This is a genomic window from Fibrobacter sp. (assembly GCF_045131395.1).
Classification (GTDB): domain Bacteria; phylum Fibrobacterota; class Fibrobacteria; order Fibrobacterales; family Fibrobacteraceae; genus Fibrobacter.
Genome location: NZ_JBGUQY010000029.1, coordinates 1 through 16,081, shown reverse-complemented (window position 1 = coordinate 16,081; position 16,081 = coordinate 1). Strand labels below are relative to the sequence as shown.

General features: G+C 53.1%; 15 protein-coding genes and 1 tRNA gene. 1 reads left to right on the top strand and 15 read right to left on the bottom strand.

All coding sequences use genetic code 11. From position 1 onward, the window contains the following. Positions 1-72 precede the first annotated feature (72 nt). Positions 73-1,392 (bottom strand): GntR family transcriptional regulator, encoded by a 1,320-nt coding sequence (locus tag ACJMNB_RS08615; RefSeq protein ID WP_405341421.1) that lies wholly within the window; start codon positions 1,390-1,392, stop codon positions 73-75. Positions 1,393-1,523: 131 nt separating this feature from the next. Between ACJMNB_RS08615 and ACJMNB_RS08610 the strand changes: the two genes are divergently transcribed. Then, on the top strand, positions 1,524-2,672 hold the full coding sequence (locus tag ACJMNB_RS08610) for a glycoside hydrolase family 26 protein (protein ID WP_405341418.1): 1,149 nt from the start codon (positions 1,524-1,526) through the stop codon (positions 2,670-2,672). On the opposite strand, the gene ACJMNB_RS08605 is transcribed toward ACJMNB_RS08610, so the two are convergent. From ACJMNB_RS08605 to ACJMNB_RS08540, 14 genes are all read right to left on the bottom strand, one after another. After that, positions 2,648-2,932 (bottom strand): hypothetical protein, encoded by a 285-nt coding sequence (locus tag ACJMNB_RS08605; RefSeq protein WP_405341415.1) that lies wholly within the window; start codon positions 2,930-2,932, stop codon positions 2,648-2,650. The genes ACJMNB_RS08610 and ACJMNB_RS08605 overlap by 25 nt on opposite strands. Before the next feature lie 115 nt (positions 2,933-3,047). Next, a complete protein-coding gene (rpsG, locus tag ACJMNB_RS08600) occupies positions 3,048-3,524 on the bottom strand; it encodes a 30S ribosomal protein S7 (protein ID WP_072801182.1) in 477 nt (158 codons plus the stop codon). Between the two features lie 12 nt (positions 3,525-3,536). Continuing rightward, positions 3,537-3,926: a 30S ribosomal protein S12 gene (gene rpsL, locus ACJMNB_RS08595; RefSeq protein WP_072980597.1), complete on the bottom strand. Its 390-nt coding sequence runs from the start codon at positions 3,924-3,926 to the stop codon at positions 3,537-3,539. 66 nt (positions 3,927-3,992) lie between these two features. Continuing rightward, positions 3,993-8,438: a DNA-directed RNA polymerase subunit beta' gene (rpoC, locus tag ACJMNB_RS08590; protein WP_405341410.1), complete on the bottom strand. Its 4,446-nt coding sequence runs from the start codon at positions 8,436-8,438 to the stop codon at positions 3,993-3,995. Between the two features lies 1 nt (position 8,439). Continuing rightward, entirely contained in the window at positions 8,440-12,711 is a 4,272-nt protein-coding gene (rpoB, locus tag ACJMNB_RS08585; RefSeq protein WP_405341407.1) for a DNA-directed RNA polymerase subunit beta, read from the bottom strand. Positions 12,712-12,842: 131 nt separating this feature from the next. Continuing rightward, a complete protein-coding gene (gene rplL / locus ACJMNB_RS08580; RefSeq protein WP_072980602.1) occupies positions 12,843-13,214 on the bottom strand; it encodes a 50S ribosomal protein L7/L12 in 372 nt (123 codons plus the stop codon). 51 nt (positions 13,215-13,265) lie between these two features. Next, entirely contained in the window at positions 13,266-13,802 is a 537-nt protein-coding gene (gene rplJ / locus ACJMNB_RS08575) for a 50S ribosomal protein L10 (protein WP_072980604.1), read from the bottom strand. 8 nt (positions 13,803-13,810) lie between these two features. After that, positions 13,811-14,497, bottom strand: coding sequence for a 50S ribosomal protein L1 (gene rplA, locus ACJMNB_RS08570; protein WP_072801176.1), 687 nt, complete (start codon positions 14,495-14,497; stop codon positions 13,811-13,813). A 39-nt stretch (positions 14,498-14,536) separates the two neighbouring features. Then, positions 14,537-14,962, bottom strand: coding sequence for a 50S ribosomal protein L11 (gene rplK / locus ACJMNB_RS08565; RefSeq protein WP_072801175.1), 426 nt, complete (start codon positions 14,960-14,962; stop codon positions 14,537-14,539). Between the two features lie 29 nt (positions 14,963-14,991). Further along, positions 14,992-15,531, bottom strand: coding sequence for a transcription termination/antitermination protein NusG (nusG, locus tag ACJMNB_RS08560; RefSeq protein WP_072801174.1), 540 nt, complete (start codon positions 15,529-15,531; stop codon positions 14,992-14,994). A 5-nt stretch (positions 15,532-15,536) separates the two neighbouring features. Then, the gene (gene secE, locus ACJMNB_RS08555) at positions 15,537-15,725 is read right to left on the bottom strand and encodes a preprotein translocase subunit SecE (RefSeq protein WP_072801173.1); all 189 of its coding nucleotides are present in this window, start codon (positions 15,723-15,725) and stop codon (positions 15,537-15,539) included. A 19-nt stretch (positions 15,726-15,744) separates the two neighbouring features. Continuing rightward, positions 15,745-15,817: transfer RNA gene (locus ACJMNB_RS08550), tRNA-Trp, on the bottom strand. 12 nt (positions 15,818-15,829) lie between these two features. Further along, entirely contained in the window at positions 15,830-15,982 is a 153-nt protein-coding gene (rpmG, locus tag ACJMNB_RS08545; RefSeq protein ID WP_072801172.1) for a 50S ribosomal protein L33, read from the bottom strand. Positions 15,983-15,994: 12 nt separating this feature from the next. After that, the coding region (locus tag ACJMNB_RS08540; protein ID WP_405333124.1) for a hypothetical protein at positions 15,995-16,081 on the bottom strand (87 nt) is incomplete at its 5' end.

Genomic DNA, 16,081 nt, shown 5'->3' with positions numbered 1-16,081 from the left:
CGACCTATTCCCCGAATCACGTTGCACGTTTATAAATATAACATACAAAAATATAATTCCAAGAAAAAAGGCTTATTTTTCCACGACATGCCCCGAAAGCTCACGGAAATCGTCTTTTTTATACAAAGTAACACCAGGAGATACCAGATGGAATACGGATTGCTCGGCAAGGGCATCGAGGCTGAACTCAAAGGAATCCAGGCGGTTGCGATAGCTGTCGTTGGAATTGTCGAAAGAAACCATGTAAGGCGGGCGCTTGAGCTTGCCCTGCTCCACAAGCGACAAAAGTTCCACCCCTACCCTGTCGTTAGACACGACCCACGCATCTACAGGCGGAATCTCTTTCACCAGCTTAAGCAAAATACGGCTGAAAAGTTCGTGCGTCCCCTTCTCCTGCATAAAATCAAAATGGCTCGCATGGCTCGCATCGGTCGATTCAATTACCTCGAGCCCCACCTTCTTGAGTCCTTTCAGGCGGTCCCTCGACCACATGCTCATGTGGTAAGGCGAAATAAAGGCGACACGTTCCATTCCCTTTTCTTTCAAGAAATGTCCCACCGCGCGCCCCGGGAAATCACCAAAGGCCAAATTGAAGAACGCGTAGCGCTTTTCTTTTTTCAATGCGCGGGGAATGTCGTACAGCGGGTGTTCCCACCACACCGAAATCGGGAACCGCGTGCAGGCAAGCAGGGCAAAGAGTTTGCTTATGTTGAACACCAGCATTGTCGAAACGACGGCACCGAAGTATTCGCCACAGTCCTCCAGCCGAACCCGGTTTCCGGCGGCATCTAGAAAAAGGCCCTCTTTTTCATAATACCCGAGCGCCTTGACTTTAAGTTTGTTGCGGCGTGCCTCGGCGTACACCTTCTGCATGAACGTCAGTTCACGTTCGCCAAGCCCGTTAAAATCCCCATTCGGATTGCAACGCATAATCAAGAGGATTTCCTTCAAGTTGGCCGCAGACGACCTTGTGTTCTTGAAGTAGTAACGCCCGCGGCCCTTGCGGTCAAGCACTCCCCTTTCACGCAGCATTTCAAGGGTTCGGCTCATGGAACCCGATGTGGTCCTGTAAACTAAGCACAAGTTCTTAATTGACGGCAGCGTACTGTCTACCGAAATCTTGCCGGATTTCCAGTCTTCTAAAAGCAGGCGCTCCAAGCGTTCGGTCTCGTGCTCGCTTGCGTCTACCACGATTTCGGGCTTTTGGCCCCAAAAGTAACCATTACCGTGCTCTCCGTAGATTTTCCCTTGTTCTACCAAGCGCTTGTATGCCTGGAAAACGGTAAAGGTCGAGGCGTGCAATGACGCAGCCACCTTGCGCACAGATGGAAGCCTTGCGCCATCCTTGAATCCGGACGATTCTATCCACTTGCAAAATTCATCGACAGTCATGGAGCCTCCGTTATAACACTAGATACACTTTAATATAAATATAAACAATTAAAACGTCTTTCACAAAATCCCGAACATATCTTTAAAACGTAAAACAACATCACCGGCGTTTAACGCCAATCGGGGTTTATATGAACAAGAAACTATTCCTCTCTATGTGTGTCGCACCTGTCGCGGCCATGGCATTCCAGGTCGGCGCATGGGTCGGTGGCCCGGGTCAGTATCCGCAGCCCACGCAGCAGAACGTGCAGGCGTTCCAGGATTTGCAGGGCACGCATCTCGACCTTATCAGCTACTTTGCACTTTTCGACATCAACGACTGGAACGCAACCGAAGAATACGCCAACGTCGCCAAGGAAAACGGCTCCACACTGGTGGTCACTTGGATGGCTAACGGATACGGTGCCCAAGACTTGGTCGACGGCAGGGCCGACGAATACATCCGCGATTACGCCAAGGGCGTCAAGAATTACGGTGAAGAAATCTGGCTCAGGCCCCTCCACGAAGCAAACGGCGACTGGTACGACTGGGGCGTGGGTAAAGAAGGTGCCGGCAACACCGACGCAAACGTGGCCGAAGCATTCCGCCACATCGTGAAAATCTTCCGCGAAGAAAATGTCGAGAACGTAAAATGGGTGTGGACCACTAACGCCTCGAACGCAGGAAAGGGTTCCACGCTCACCGGCAACTACCCCGGCGACGAATACGTCGACTACATCTCCATCGACGGCTACAACTGGGGCAAATGCCAGAGCTGGTCCAGCTGGCAGACGTTCACGCAGGTATTCAAGAAGGCGTACAACGCGCTCGCGAATATCGACAAGCCACTCTTCATCGCCGAAATTTCGAGCTCCGAACTCGGTGGGAACAAGGCCGAATGGATTACCGACATGTTCGAGCATTTTGCCACGGACTTCTCCCGCGTATTTGCGGTGATGTGGTTCAGCCAGAGCAAAGAAGCCAACGAAGGCGACTGGGCGCTCAACACCTCGCAGGCCGCCGTTGACGCCTGGAAGGCCGGCATCGCCAAAATGAAGGCTTTGGAGAGTAACACGGCTATCAAGCCTACCGGGAGGGCCGCCGGCAACTCCTTTCGCCTGCAAGACGGCAAACTCTACATGCAAACCGACAAAGCATTAAAGGCAAGCGTCGTGCAGTTCGACTACCAGGGGCGCATCCTGTGGCAGAGCGCCGTACAGCACTTCACCCCGGGCGTACACGCTATCGACGCACCCGAGGCAAATACACGGAGCATTTACAAACTTTCTATTAAACAATAATCATCACTCCAACCCAAACAACCAAAAAATCCCGGAAGGTTTTCCTTTCGGGACTTTTTTGATTGATTTGACGGCGATGCTTCTACTTCTTTATGCAACGGATGGAAAACTCTCCGCGATCCATAAAAACGTGTATTCCTTTTGATGTCACCATCATTTGCGCTGTTGCTCTTGTCGTCGCCACAGGCGGCAAGGAACAGCGGGAAAGAGATTACCGCGCACCCGAGGGTGCTCGCAATAATGCTTTTCTTAAAATTCATAAACACCTCTGCAAATAAGATTCCCCTCCCTTACAGATCCCTACTCCTCAATACAGAAAAGGCTCGCTTTGTAAGCGAGCCCTTCCTCTAGGATAATTCTGTGCTAATGCAAGAATTAGAAACGGAAGTGGGCGAATGCCTTGTTGGCTTCGGCCATCTTGTGCGTGTCGTTCTTCTTGCGGACAGCGTTGCCTTCACCGTTCTTGGCGGCAACGAGTTCTGCAGCAAGGCGGTCAGCCATGTTGGCTTCGTTGCGGTTACGGGCAGCGTCGAGCAACCAACGGAGAGCGAGAGCCTTGGCGCGATCCGGTGCAACTTCCATAGGAACCTGGTAGTTGGCACCACCGATACGGCGGGACTTCACTTCGAGACGCGGCTTGATGTTTTCGAGGCAGATTTCGAACTTTTCAAGCGGAGTTTCCGGGCCTTCGAGCTTCTGGCCGAGAGTTTCGAGAGCGGTATAGACGATCTGTTCAGCGATAGTCTTCTTGCCCTGCTTCAGCACGACACCGACGAGTTCGGTAACGAGCGTGGACTTGTAACGCGGATCCGGGAGGATGGAGCGATGGAGAGCCTTTCTTCTTCTAGACATATTCTACCTTCCTTACTTCTTGGCCGGAGCGGCACCTTTCTTCTTAACACCGTACTTGGAGCGGCCGTTCTGGCGACCGTTCACAGCCTGGGTATCCAGGGTACCACGGATGATGTGGTAACGAACACCGGGGACGTCCTTCACACGACCACCGCGGATGAGCACGATGGAGTGTTCCTGGAGGTTGTGGCCTTCACCAGGAATGTATGCGGTCACTTCCATCTTGTTGGAAAGACGCACACGGGCGATCTTACGAAGAGCAGAGTTCGGCTTCTTCGGGGTGCTGGTGTACACGCGGGTGCAAACACCGCGCTTCTGGGGGCAGGACTTCAAGGCCACGGAAGCGGTCTTGTTGCTGATCTGTTCACGTCCGTTGCGGACGAGCTGTTGAATAGTTGGCACTGTTAATCTCCTAGATTTTGGAGTGCAAATATAGTTTCTTTTCCAATTTTTTTCAAGTATCTCGGGTTAATTATCCGAATCATCATCGTCATTGATGCCGATTTCGTTATCCAACATCTGGATATCGTTATCGTCAGACACGGTATAATCGCCCTGGATACCCATAGGCCGAGCCGCGGCATCCAGTTCGGCATCGGCATCCACCACCTGGACGTTCCTCAGGTGGCGTGCGCCAGTACCGCACGGAATAAGACGACCCATAATCACGTTTTCCTTAAGACCCAACAGCGGGTCAACGCTACCTTCGATGGAAGCGCGGGTAAGGATCTTGGTGGTCTCCTGGAACGAGCAGGCAGAAATGAAGCTGTCTGTCGCCAAGGATGCCTTCGTGATACCAAGGAGCATCGGCGTGAAGGTCGCCGGAGTCTTGCCGAGTGCGACCAAGCGGTCGTTCTCTGCGCGGAGACGGGCCTTGGAAATTTCTTCGCCCGGAAGCAGTTCGGAGTCTCCGGAATCCTTGACCTTCACCTTACGCATCATCTGGCGGACGATACATTCGATGTGCTTATCTGCGATAGCCACACCCTGCAGGCGGTACACCGCCTGGATTTCGTTCACCAAGTGACGCTGGACCTCTTCAGGACCAAGGACGTCGAGGATATCGTGGGGATCCACGCTGCCTTCACTGATCTTCTGACCAATGTGGACACGGTCACCTTCGTTGACCGCCAGATGGACGCCGCGGGGAACCAGCACTTTCTCTTCCTGGTCATCCATCTTAATATAAACTACCTGGTTGTTGCGGACTTCTTCGATCTTTTCGACCAGGCCGTCGATCGGAGCGATGAATGCCTTGTTCTTCGGAACGCGTGCTTCGAAGAGTTCGGCCACGCGCGGAAGACCACCCGTAATATCGCGGGTCTTACCGGCAGCGCGCGGAAGTTTTGCAACTGTCTGACCGACGGTCACCATGTCGCCAGCCTTAACGGTAAGGATAGCGCCGTCCGGAAGCATGTAGTTACCGATCTTCGTGTTAGAAGAATCAACGATGGTAACTGCCGGGTGGAGGTCCTTCTTGCCGTGCTGCTTGTCGCTAATCACGGTCCAGGTTTCCACGCCCGTCACTTCGTCAGTTTCGGAACGGTAGGTGCGGTTTTCAACCATGTCCGTAAGAACAACCTTACCAGAAACGTTACTGATAATCGGGCTGTTATACGGATCCCATTCGAACATCACTTCGCCAGCGGTAACGGAGGCGCCGTTTTCGACATGGAGGATAGAGCCGTACGGAATCTGGTAACGACCCTTGTTGATGCCGGTCTTGTCAAAGATAACGAGTTCAGCCATGCGGCTGGTAACGACCTTCTGGCCATCGTGTTCGACGGTTTCCACCTGTTCGAGTTCGACGCGGCCATCCACGGTTGCCTTCTTGTCACTTTCAACAGTAAGACGAGAAGAAGCACCACCGATGTGGAAGGTACGGAGGGTAAGCTGCGTACCCGGTTCACCGATGGACTGGGCTGCAAGCACACCCACGGCTTCGCCGAGGTCAACCGGACGACCGGAAGCCAGCATACGGCCATAGCACTTGGAGCAGACACCATTGCGGGAATTACAGGTAAGCACGGAACGCATCTTGATGTGTTCGAGACCGGTAGCGGAGATCTTCGGAAGATCACGTTCGGTCACGAGTTCACCGGCCTTGACGATCACTTCGCCAGTAACCGGGTGCTTGATGTCATCCACCGGAGCACGACCAAGGAGACGTTCTTCGAGAGCGATCACGGTATCGTCGCCGTCCTTGAATGCGGACACTTCGATACCATCGGTAGTACCGCAGTCTTCTTCGGTAATCACGAGGTCCTGGCCCACGTCAACGAGACGACGAGTCAAGTAACCAGCGTCAGCCGTCTTAAGAGCGGTATCAGCCAAACCCTTACGAGCACCGTGAGACGAGATGAAGTATTCCATCACGTTCAGACCTTCACGGAAGCAGGACTTAATCGGGTTTTCAATAACTTCCTGACCACCGAGCTGCTTGATCGGCTTCTGCATCAAACCACGCATACCGGACAGCTGCTTAATCTGTTCGCGGCTACCACGAGCGCCGGAGTCGGCCATCATGTAAACCGGGTTAAAGCCGTCGCGGTCGCTGGAGAGCAAATCCCACTGCTTGGCAGCGACTTCGGAGGTCGTCTTGGACCAGACGTCGATGGTCTGGTTATAACGTTCACCGTCAGTAATCACACCGTCTTCATAGAGGCCACGGATGCGGGAAACCTGTTCGGCAGCCTTGTCGAGCATTTCCTGCTTTTCCTTCGGAATCACCATTTCGGCGATAGCCACAGAAGAACCGGCGCGAGTTGCCCACTTGTAACCGTTAGCCTTCAGGTCATCCAGGTAATCCACGGTCACGCGGTTACCGGTGCGGCGGTACAGGTCGTCAATGGACTTGGCGATCACCTTCTTGCCAAAGGTTTCGTTGGCGTAGCCAAGTTCCTTCGGAACGAATTCGTTGAAGATGATACGACCGACGGTCGTCTTGATAACATTGTCTTCCTTAAGGGTAAGGAACTTAATCTTTTCACCGGCCTTCACGGCAACTTCGATATTGCCATTGTCGTCGGCAGATTCACGCAAGCAGACGGCATCCTTTTCGAGGGCGCCCATGTAGATCTTCTTGCCGGCCTTAAGCTTCAGGTAAACGATTGCGTTCAGATCGACAACACCGTTTTCGTAGGCGCGCACGGCTTCGGCAGAGTCGAAGAAGTGCATGCCTTCACCCTTACGGGCCGGACGGGGCTTGGTCAGGTAGTACAGACCGAGCACGATATCCTGGCCCGGCACAGCGATCGGCTGACCGGAAGCCGGGTGAAGAATGTTGTTCGAAGAGAGCATGAGAACGCGGCATTCGAGCTGCGTTTCGAAAGACAGCGGAAGGTGGCAAGCCATCTGGTCACCGTCGAAGTCTGCGTTAAATGCAGTACAGACGAGCGGGTGGAGGCGGATTGCGTTACCTTCGATCAGGCGCGGATAGAACGCCTGGATACCCAGACGGTGAAGCGTCGGGGCACGGTTCAACATCACCGGGTGGTCTTCGATAATTTCTTCGAGGATATCCCACACTTCCGGACGTTCGGCGTCCACGTACTTCTTAGCGGACTTGAGGGTATAAACGATACCTTCTTCTTCCAAACGGTGGATGATGAACGGCTTGTAAAGTTCGAGAGCCATGCGCTTCGGAAGACCGCACTGATGCATGCGAAGTTCCGGGCCCACCACGATCACGGAACGACCGGAGTAGTCCACGCGCTTACCGAGCAAGTTCATACGGAAGCGGCCCTGCTTACCCTTCAGGAGTTCAGCGAGGCTCTTCATCGGACGTGCAGAACCCGTACGGGCAGTGCGACGGCCGCTGTCGAACAGCTGGTCAACGGCTTCCTGCAACATACGCTTTTCGTTGCAAAGAATCACGTTCGGTGCACGGAGGTCGATCAACTTCTTCAAACGGTTGTTGCGGTTGATGACACGGCGATAAAGTTCGTTCAAGTCGGACGTTGCGAAACGGCCGCCTTCGAGCGGAACGAGCGGACGAAGATCAGGCGGAATCACCGGAAGCACGTCGAGGATCATCCAAGACGGCTGGTTGGCGAGAAGGCGAGCTTCGCTCGGGTACATCTTGCGGAATTCTTCGTAAGCGTCGGCAACAACGAAGTTGTCGTGCTTGGCTTCATAGTTAGCCTTGAATTCGGCAACGGCTTCGGCGAGACCACGGAGCCAGGGCTGCTGGCTGTCGGCCTTCTGGGCCTTTTCAGGATCTTCGTAGTAGCTACGGAAACTGTCGCGCTGAGACTTGAGGAAGGAATCCACGACCTTGAGGCGCTTGAGGGCGTCTTCCTGCTTGGTCTTGGACTTGGACATAGCCTGAGTACGGAGTTCAGCAGAAAGGGCGGTGAGGTCCACGCGGTCAAGCAGCTGCTTGATAGCGGAGGCACCCATCTTGGCGTCGAAGGTACGGCCTTCGTTGGTGAGGTCCTGATACTGGGCTTCATCAATCAAGGCGTTGGGTTCGAGGTCAGCGTCACCCGGATCGATCACGACATACTTTTCATAGTAGATGATGTTGTCGAGATCCTTGGTGGACAAATTGAGGAGAGCGCCAATGACGCACGGCTGGTTACGGACGAACCAGGTGTGGGTCAGAGGAATAGCAAGTTCAATGTGGCCCATGTACTTACGGCGCACGTTGGAGTGAGTCACTTCCACGCCGCAACGGTCGCACACCACACCCTTGTAACGGATGCGCTTGAACTTACCGCAGTTACATTCCCAGTTCTTCACCGGTCCAAAGATCTTTTCGCAGAAAAGACCATCCTTTTCAGGCTTGAAGGAACGGTAGTTGATAGTTTCGGGCTTGGTCACTTCACCATGGGACCAGCTACGGATCATTTCCGGAGCGGCGAGGTGAATCGAAATATCGCCAGAATTGTCGCGTTCAATTTCTTCGACCATATTACTTATCTCCATTGGTCTGAATATTGAGACCCAAAGAACGAACTTCGCGGATCATAACGTTGAAGGATTCAGGAACACCCGGCTTCGGAGTGTTCTGACCGTGGACGATAGCATCGTACACCTTGGAACGGCCCTGCACGTCGTCAGACTTGACGGTGAGGAGTTCCTGCAGCGTGTAAGCGGCACCGTAAGCTTCCATAGCCCACACTTCCATTTCACCGAAGCGCTGGCCACCGAACTGGCTCTTACCGCCAAGAGGCTGCTGGGTCACGAGAGCGTAGCTACCGATAGAACGGGCGTGGATCTTGTCGTCCACCAAGTGACCGAGCTTCAGGTAGTACATGTAACCGATCGTCACCGGGTTCAAGAAGGCTTCACCGGTACGGCCGTCATAGAGCTTTGCCTTACCGATAATCTTGTTGTTGTCCGGATCCATTTCGTAGTTCACGATCGGGTTCTTCTGGTAAGCCTTTTCAAGTTCCTTGCAGATGTCTTCGAACTTGGCACCATCGAACACCGGAGTAGAAACCTTGAAACCGAGGGTCTTTGCAGCCCAGCCAAGGTGAACTTCAAGCACCTGACCGATGTTCATACGAGAAGGCACGCCCAGCGGGTTCAGAAGAATCTGGAGCGGACGACCGTCTTCGGTGAACGGCATGTCTTCGACCGGCACGATCTTGGAGACCACACCCTTGTTACCGTGACGACCTGCCATCTTGTCACCGATAGAGAGGCAACGCTTCTTGGCAATGTAGACCTTGACGCTCTTGAGAACGCCCGGCTTGAGTTCGTCACCCTTAGTGACCTTGTCGATTTCCTTTTCCATGGTACGGGTGAGCGTATCAAGGTTGTCGCGAGCCACGAGCACGAGCGAGAGCACCTTTTCCTGGAGTTCGTCGTCGCCCACCACGAAGGTGGAGGCCGGAGAAACCTTGGTCACGTCGATCACGGACAGGTTCTGTTCGGTGTAAGTCTGGCCTTCGCGAATCAAGAGTTCATGGGTTTCATTGTCCATGACCTTGCCGGCAGCCTTGCCACCCAAAAGTTCGAACAAGTGTTCGGAGCAAGAAGCCTTGATCTTGTCAATCTGAGCCTGGAAGTTGGCGCGGATTTCGTTGATGGTTTCCTGGTCCTTTTCCTTGCTGTTCTTGTCAGCCTTGTCCTTCTTGCTGAAGATACGGGTTTCGAGCACGACGCCCTTCATTCCCGGAGGAGCCTTCAGAGAAGAATCGCGCACGTCGCCGGCCTTTTCGCCGAAGATAGCACGGAGCAAACGTTCTTCCGGAGAGAGTTCGGTTTCGCCCTTCGGAGTCACCTTACCGACGAGGATATCGTCAGCGGAAACTTCGGCACCCACGCGGATCACGCCGTTTTCGTCGAGGTTGCGGAGAGCATCTTCGCCAACGTTCGGAATTTCACGGGTGAGTTCTTCCGGACCGCGCTTGGTGTCGCGGACTTCGAGTTCATATTCTTCGATGTGGATAGAGGTAAAGGTATCCTTGATGGCCAGTTCTTCCGAAATGATAACGGCGTCTTCGTAGTTGTAACCGTTCCAGGGGAGGAAGCCGATGAGGATGTTCTTACCGAGAGCCAGTTCGCCGTGATCGGTGGAAACGCCGTCAGCCAGCACGTCGCCAGCCTTAACGAAGTCGCCCACGTCTACGATCGGCTTCTGGTTGATGCAGGAATCCTGGTTGGAACGTTCGAACTTGCGCAGAACGTAGTTGTCGATAGGATCCTTGCCGAGGAATTCGTAGTCTTCGCCGAGACCGGTGAGCGGCACGAAGTTGCCGTCGACCATGTCGCCACGCTGCACGGTAATGTTGCGGGCGTCAACGAAGGTCACCTTACCGTCGTGCTTTGCACGGACGACCGTACCCGAGTCGAGTGCGGCGCGGCGTTCGAGACCCGTACCCACCACCGGAGCTTCGGCGCGGAGCAGAGGCACAGCCTGGCGCTGCATGTTGGAACCCATCAATGCACGGTTAGCGTCATCATGTTCGAGGAACGGAATAAGACCAGCAGCCACAGACACGATCTGCATCGGGGCCACGTCCATGAGGTCGATACGTTCGGTTTCGGTGTCGTCGAGTTCGAAGCTGTCCTGACGCATGAGGTGCGGATATTCGCTCTTGTCGCGAACGATCACGTAGCCGTCCATGTCGCCCTTGAAGCGGTTGTCTTCGGTGAGTTCGGTAGAAGCCGGAGCCACCTTGAATGCGTCTTCTTCGTCGGCGGTGAGGAAGGTGATGTAGTCAGAAACGATCTGTTCGACCACAGTGCCAACCTGTTCGTAATCGGCCTTGCCGTTGAAGTCATCAACGGTGAAACCGTTACGGTAGTAAGTCACGTTGCCTTCGGCATCCTTGAACGCAAACACCTTGTTCACGAAACCTTCGAAGAGGTCGCGCTGCTTGATGTCGAGGTTCATGCGCACAGAGTCGATCTGCTTCTTGGAAAGTTCGAGTTCCAGGAAGAGGTGCGGGTCATGCACGAAAGCCTTGAAGATACCGAAATGCCACTTGGATTCAGGAATCTTCACGATGTTGCCCTTGGCATCCTTGAAGTCAATGAGACCCACAATACGGTACGGGGTTTCGATAAAGCCGAAGTGGTTCACCACGGCGAAAGATGCGAGGGAGTTGATAAGACCGATGTTCGGGCCTTCCGGAGTTTCGATCGGGCAGAGACGGCCGTAGTGCGTGTAGTGCACGTCACGGACTTCGAAGCCTGCGCGTTCGCGGGAAAGACCACCAGGACCGAGAGCAGAGAGACGACGCTTGTGAGTCAATTCAGAAAGCGGGTTCATCTGGTCCATGAACTGGGAAAGCTGAGAAGAACCGAAGAAGGACTGCACCGTGGAGCTGACCATGCGGGTATTCACGAGGTCGCGCGGAGTGGTCTGTTCGTCTTCGCCGTGGAGGTTCAGGTTCTCGCGGATGACGCGAGACATACGGGAGAGGCCCACGGAAATCTGGTTAGCAAGGAGTTCGCCCACGGAACGGGTACGACGGTTGCCCAAGTGGTCGATATCGTCGAGGGTGTAACCTTCGGTATCGCTGTAGAGGCCAACCATGTATTCGATGATGGCAAGGAAGTCGGCCTTGCTCATGGTCATCGTGGTGAGGGACGGAATCTTGAATTCGTCGCCCTGTTCTTCCAGGACCTTCAAGATTTCGGGCTTGCTGTAAATCTTAGCGTTCAAGCGATAGCGGCCAACTTCGCCGAGATCGTACTTGTGCGGATCGGAAATGAACTGGCTGTCGAAGTAAAGTTCGGCAGTGCGCATATCCGGAGCTTCGTCCTGCTGCTGGTGAGTCACGGAGTAGATAGCCTTGAGGGCGTCTTCGCGGGACTTGGACTTGTCGGCAGCGAGGGTGTAGTGGATGAGGAGGTTGTCTTCGTCCTTGGAGAGGAGCACAACCGTTTCCACCTTGTTTTCGATGAGACATTCGAGCTTCTTTTCGTCAATCACGTCGTTGGCGTGAACGATGACTTCGCCGGAATCCTTGTCAATCACGTCTTCGAAAATGATGCGGTCGATGAGGACGCAGACGCCATTTTCGTCAAACTGACCCTTGAGCTCGTCGATAGAAACTTCTTCGGTCTTCTTGTAGAAGAGCTTGAGAATTTCCTGCGTGGTTTCGAAACCGATGCAACGGAGCATGGTCGTAGCAGCGAGCTTCTTCTTGCGGTCAATGATAAGATAAAGGGTGTCGCCTTCGGTATTGAATTCCACCCAGGCACCACGGTGCGGAATAATACGGCTCTTGTAATCGGAGCGGCCGCTGGGCTGGAGTTCTTCGTCAAAGCTAATACCGTAGGAACGGTGCAACTGGGAAACGACAACGCGTTCAGCGCCATTGACGATGAACGTTCCGTTTTCAGTCATGATCGGGAGTTCGCAAATAAGAACGTCGTTCTTAACTTCTTCCTTCAGCTTGCGATCTTCGCCATCTTCTTCGAAAATCTGCAGAGAAAGAGTTGCGTAAAGCTCCATGGAATACGTGAGGCCACGCTCACGGCATTCGGGGATGCTGTACTTCGGGATACCGAAATAATAACCTTCATAATTAAGGGAGTAAAGACCCTTGACGTCAGTGATCGGGAAAATATCCTGGAACACGCGTTCCAGCCCTACCTTGAGACGTTTTTCAGGCGAGATTTCCTTCTGGAGGAATTGCTCGTACGAAGCCTTCTGGACTTCGATCAGGTACGGGAGTTCCAGCTGGAACTTGTTGGAGGAATAGCTTTTTCGCTCCGTGGTCATTTGAAATACCTCATCCGGTGAAGAGCTTTTTTATCTAAAAATAGCAAAAAATAGTGACAAACATTATACACCAAAAGCCCGCACGTACAGTGCAGGCAGTTGGCGTATAGTAAGTCAATGAAGTGAAAGCATTACTTCAGAGCGACCTTTGCTCCGAGATCTTCCAGGTCCTTCTTGAGCTTTTCAGCGTCGGCCTTCGGCATTGCTTCCTTAACCACGCTGTTGGCCTTTTCGACCAGGTCCTTAGCTTCCTTGAGGCCCAGACCGGTGATGGCGCGGACAGCCTTGAGGACGTCCATCTTCTTAGCGCCGCATTCGACGAGGATCACGTCGAATTCAGTCTTTTCTTCAGCAGGGGCAGCAGCAGCAGCGGCCATTACGACGGCGCCACCGGCAGCAGCTTCGATGCCGTGGGTTTCTTTAAGGTAGTCAGCCAAAGCCTTGGCTTCGAGAAGGGTAAGACCAACGATTTGATCGCCCAGTGCCTTGATATCAGTTGCCATGATGTGTTTCTCCGATTATTCCGTTTAAATTTTTTGGTTTGTGGTTTGTTGTTAAGCTTCCGCAGCGGCTTCAGGGGCAGCTTCGGAGCCCGATTCTTTTTCCAGCTTTTCCTGGAGTGTCTTGATTTGACCGGCGATCGTGGAGCCAGGTCCGAGAGCGATGGAGACGATCTGAGCGATCATGCCCTTACGATCCGGGATCTTGGAGAGGTTCACGACTTCGGAGCCAGGCATCGCCTTGCCATCAAGGTACACGCTCTTGGCAACCAAGAAATCGGGGTTTGCTTTGTGGAATGCTTCAATTTCGCGAGCAGGCAGAAGCGGATCTTCTTCGAAGCCGACCATCACGGAAGTTGCGCCGGTCAGCAAATCGTCGAGACCTTCGACCTTAAGAGCAGCGAGCACGCGCTTGAGAAGAGTGTTCTTCACAGCGTGGTACTTCACACCCTTAGATGCGAGTGCCTTGCGAAGGGCATTGTCCTTTTCTACGGTCATGCCTTGATAATTGAGCAGATAAACGGCGGTAGCGCCATTGAAGGACTCGACGAGCGCGTCCACAGTCTGTTGTTTTTTAACTACAGCTTTCATGGTGTCTCCTATCGCGTCAGTGCCATATCAAGTTTGATGCCCGGAGCCATCGTTGCAGACAACGTAAGGCTCTTAATGTAGGTGCCCTTAGAAGATTGAGGCTTGTTCTTGACAACGGAATCGATCACAGCCTTGGTGTTTTCAACCAGCTGTTCGACGCCGAAGGAGAGCTTGCCTACGGGGGCATGGACGTTGGCGCCCTTGTCAACGCGGTACTGAATCTTACCAGCCTTGAGTTCCTTAACCGTCTGAGCGACGTTAACCGTCACAGTGCCGGCCTTCGGAGAAGGCATCAAACCGCGAGGACCGAGGACCTTAGCGACCTTACTAATCACCGGCATCATGTCGGGAGTAGCAACGACGGAATCAAAGTCCAGCCAGCCTTCCTGAATCTTCTGAACCAAGTCAGCACCACCAGCGTAGTCTGCGCCTGCGTTCTTTGCAACTTCAAGGTTATTGTCCTTGCAGAAAACCAAGACGCGGACCTGACGACCGGTACCATGCGGCAGCACGACAGTGCCACGAACCACTTGGTCGGAATGTTTTGGGTCCACACCGAGATTGAAGTGGATTTCGACCGTCTGGTCGAACTTCAATTCGGACTTTTTAAGGATTTGGACTGCTTCAGCAAGATCATAAGCCTTGTTACGATCGATGCTTTCTGCAATCTTCTTGTATTTTTTTCCTCTGAACATGGTGTTTCCTGTCAGATACGTAACGGTGAATTACCTGCCTCAGTCAACCACTTCAACGCCCATGGAGCGAGCAGTACCCGCGACCATGCGCATAGCGGCTTCGAGGTCGATTGTGTTTAGATCCGGCATCTTCTTTTGGGCGATATCCTGGACCTGGGCCTTGGTGAGCTTACCAACTTTCTTACGGTTGGGTTCGCCAGAGCCGCTTTCAATGCCGGCGGCCTTCTTGATGAGGGCCGGAACCGGCGATACCTTCGTGATGAAGGTAAAGCTCTTATCGGCATAGACCGTAATAACGACCGGGATAATCATGCCCTTGTCGTTCTGAGTCTTTGCGTTGAACTGCTTGCAGAATTCCATGATGTTCACACCCTTCTGACCAAGGGCGGGACCCACCGGAGGAGCCGGGTTTGCGGCGCCTGCAGGAATCTGGAGCTTAATATAACCTGTGATTTTCTTTGCCACTGTGTTATCTCCGTTTCAAAACCGTAGTCTTAAGCGATGTCGGACTCAACCTGGTTGTAGGAAAGTTCGACAGGCGTAGAACGACCGAAGACCGTGACCATGACCTTGATCTTGGTCTTGTCTTCCATGATTTCGTCTACGACGCCCACAAAGTCCTTGAACGGACCTTCCTTGATGCGGACATTTTCGCCAATTGTGTACGGATTTTGGATCTCACCTTCTGCGGAGCCACTAGGATCAACTCCAAGAAGACGATCGACCTCGCTCTGTTGTAAAGGAATAGCCACCCTCTTAGTGGGTGTCATTCCGAGGAAATGGGTGACGCCATTAATGTTCATCACCAAATGCTGGGTGAGCTCGTCCAGCACCATTTCGATGAAAACGTAAGTAGGCATTGCGTTCTGCACCGATACATGACGACGACCGCGAACGGTGGAAACCACTTCGCGGGTCGGGACAATGATACGGCCGAACTTTTCTCGAACGCCTTCGCGTTCAATCATCTGCTCGATACGTTTCTTAATGTTGTTTTCTTGACCGGAAAAGGTGTGAATGGCATACCAAAGCATACTAGTTAACCTCTTCCCATAATTTTGTCAATGATCCAAGAGAAACCAATGTCGAGTCCGGCAATGTACAGACCCATAATGACGCTAAAAAGCATCACTACCAAAGTCGAACCCTTAAGTTCTTCCCAAGTAGGCCAAGTAACTTTCTTCAGTTCCTCGATGGATTCCTTGACATATTGCTGGATCTTGCGCATAATGACTCCAGGAAGTGAGCAGGTCGGGAGGGACTCGAACCCCCAACCAACGGTTTTGGAGACCGTGACTCTACCAATTGAGCTACCGACCTATTCGGACTTCCTTACTTGGTTTCCTTGTGAACAGTATGCTTGCGGCAGAACGGGCAGTACTTCTTGTACTCCACGCGGGAGGGGTGAAGACGCTTGTTCTTATCGCAGTCATAGTTGCGCTGATTGCATTCTGTGCATTCGAGCGTGATGAGTTCTCTGGGCATTTTATTATCCGATTACTTGATGATTTCGGTTACGGAGCCAGCGCCAACGGTACGGCCACCTTCGCGGATTGCGAAGCGGAGCTGCTTTTCCATTGCCAC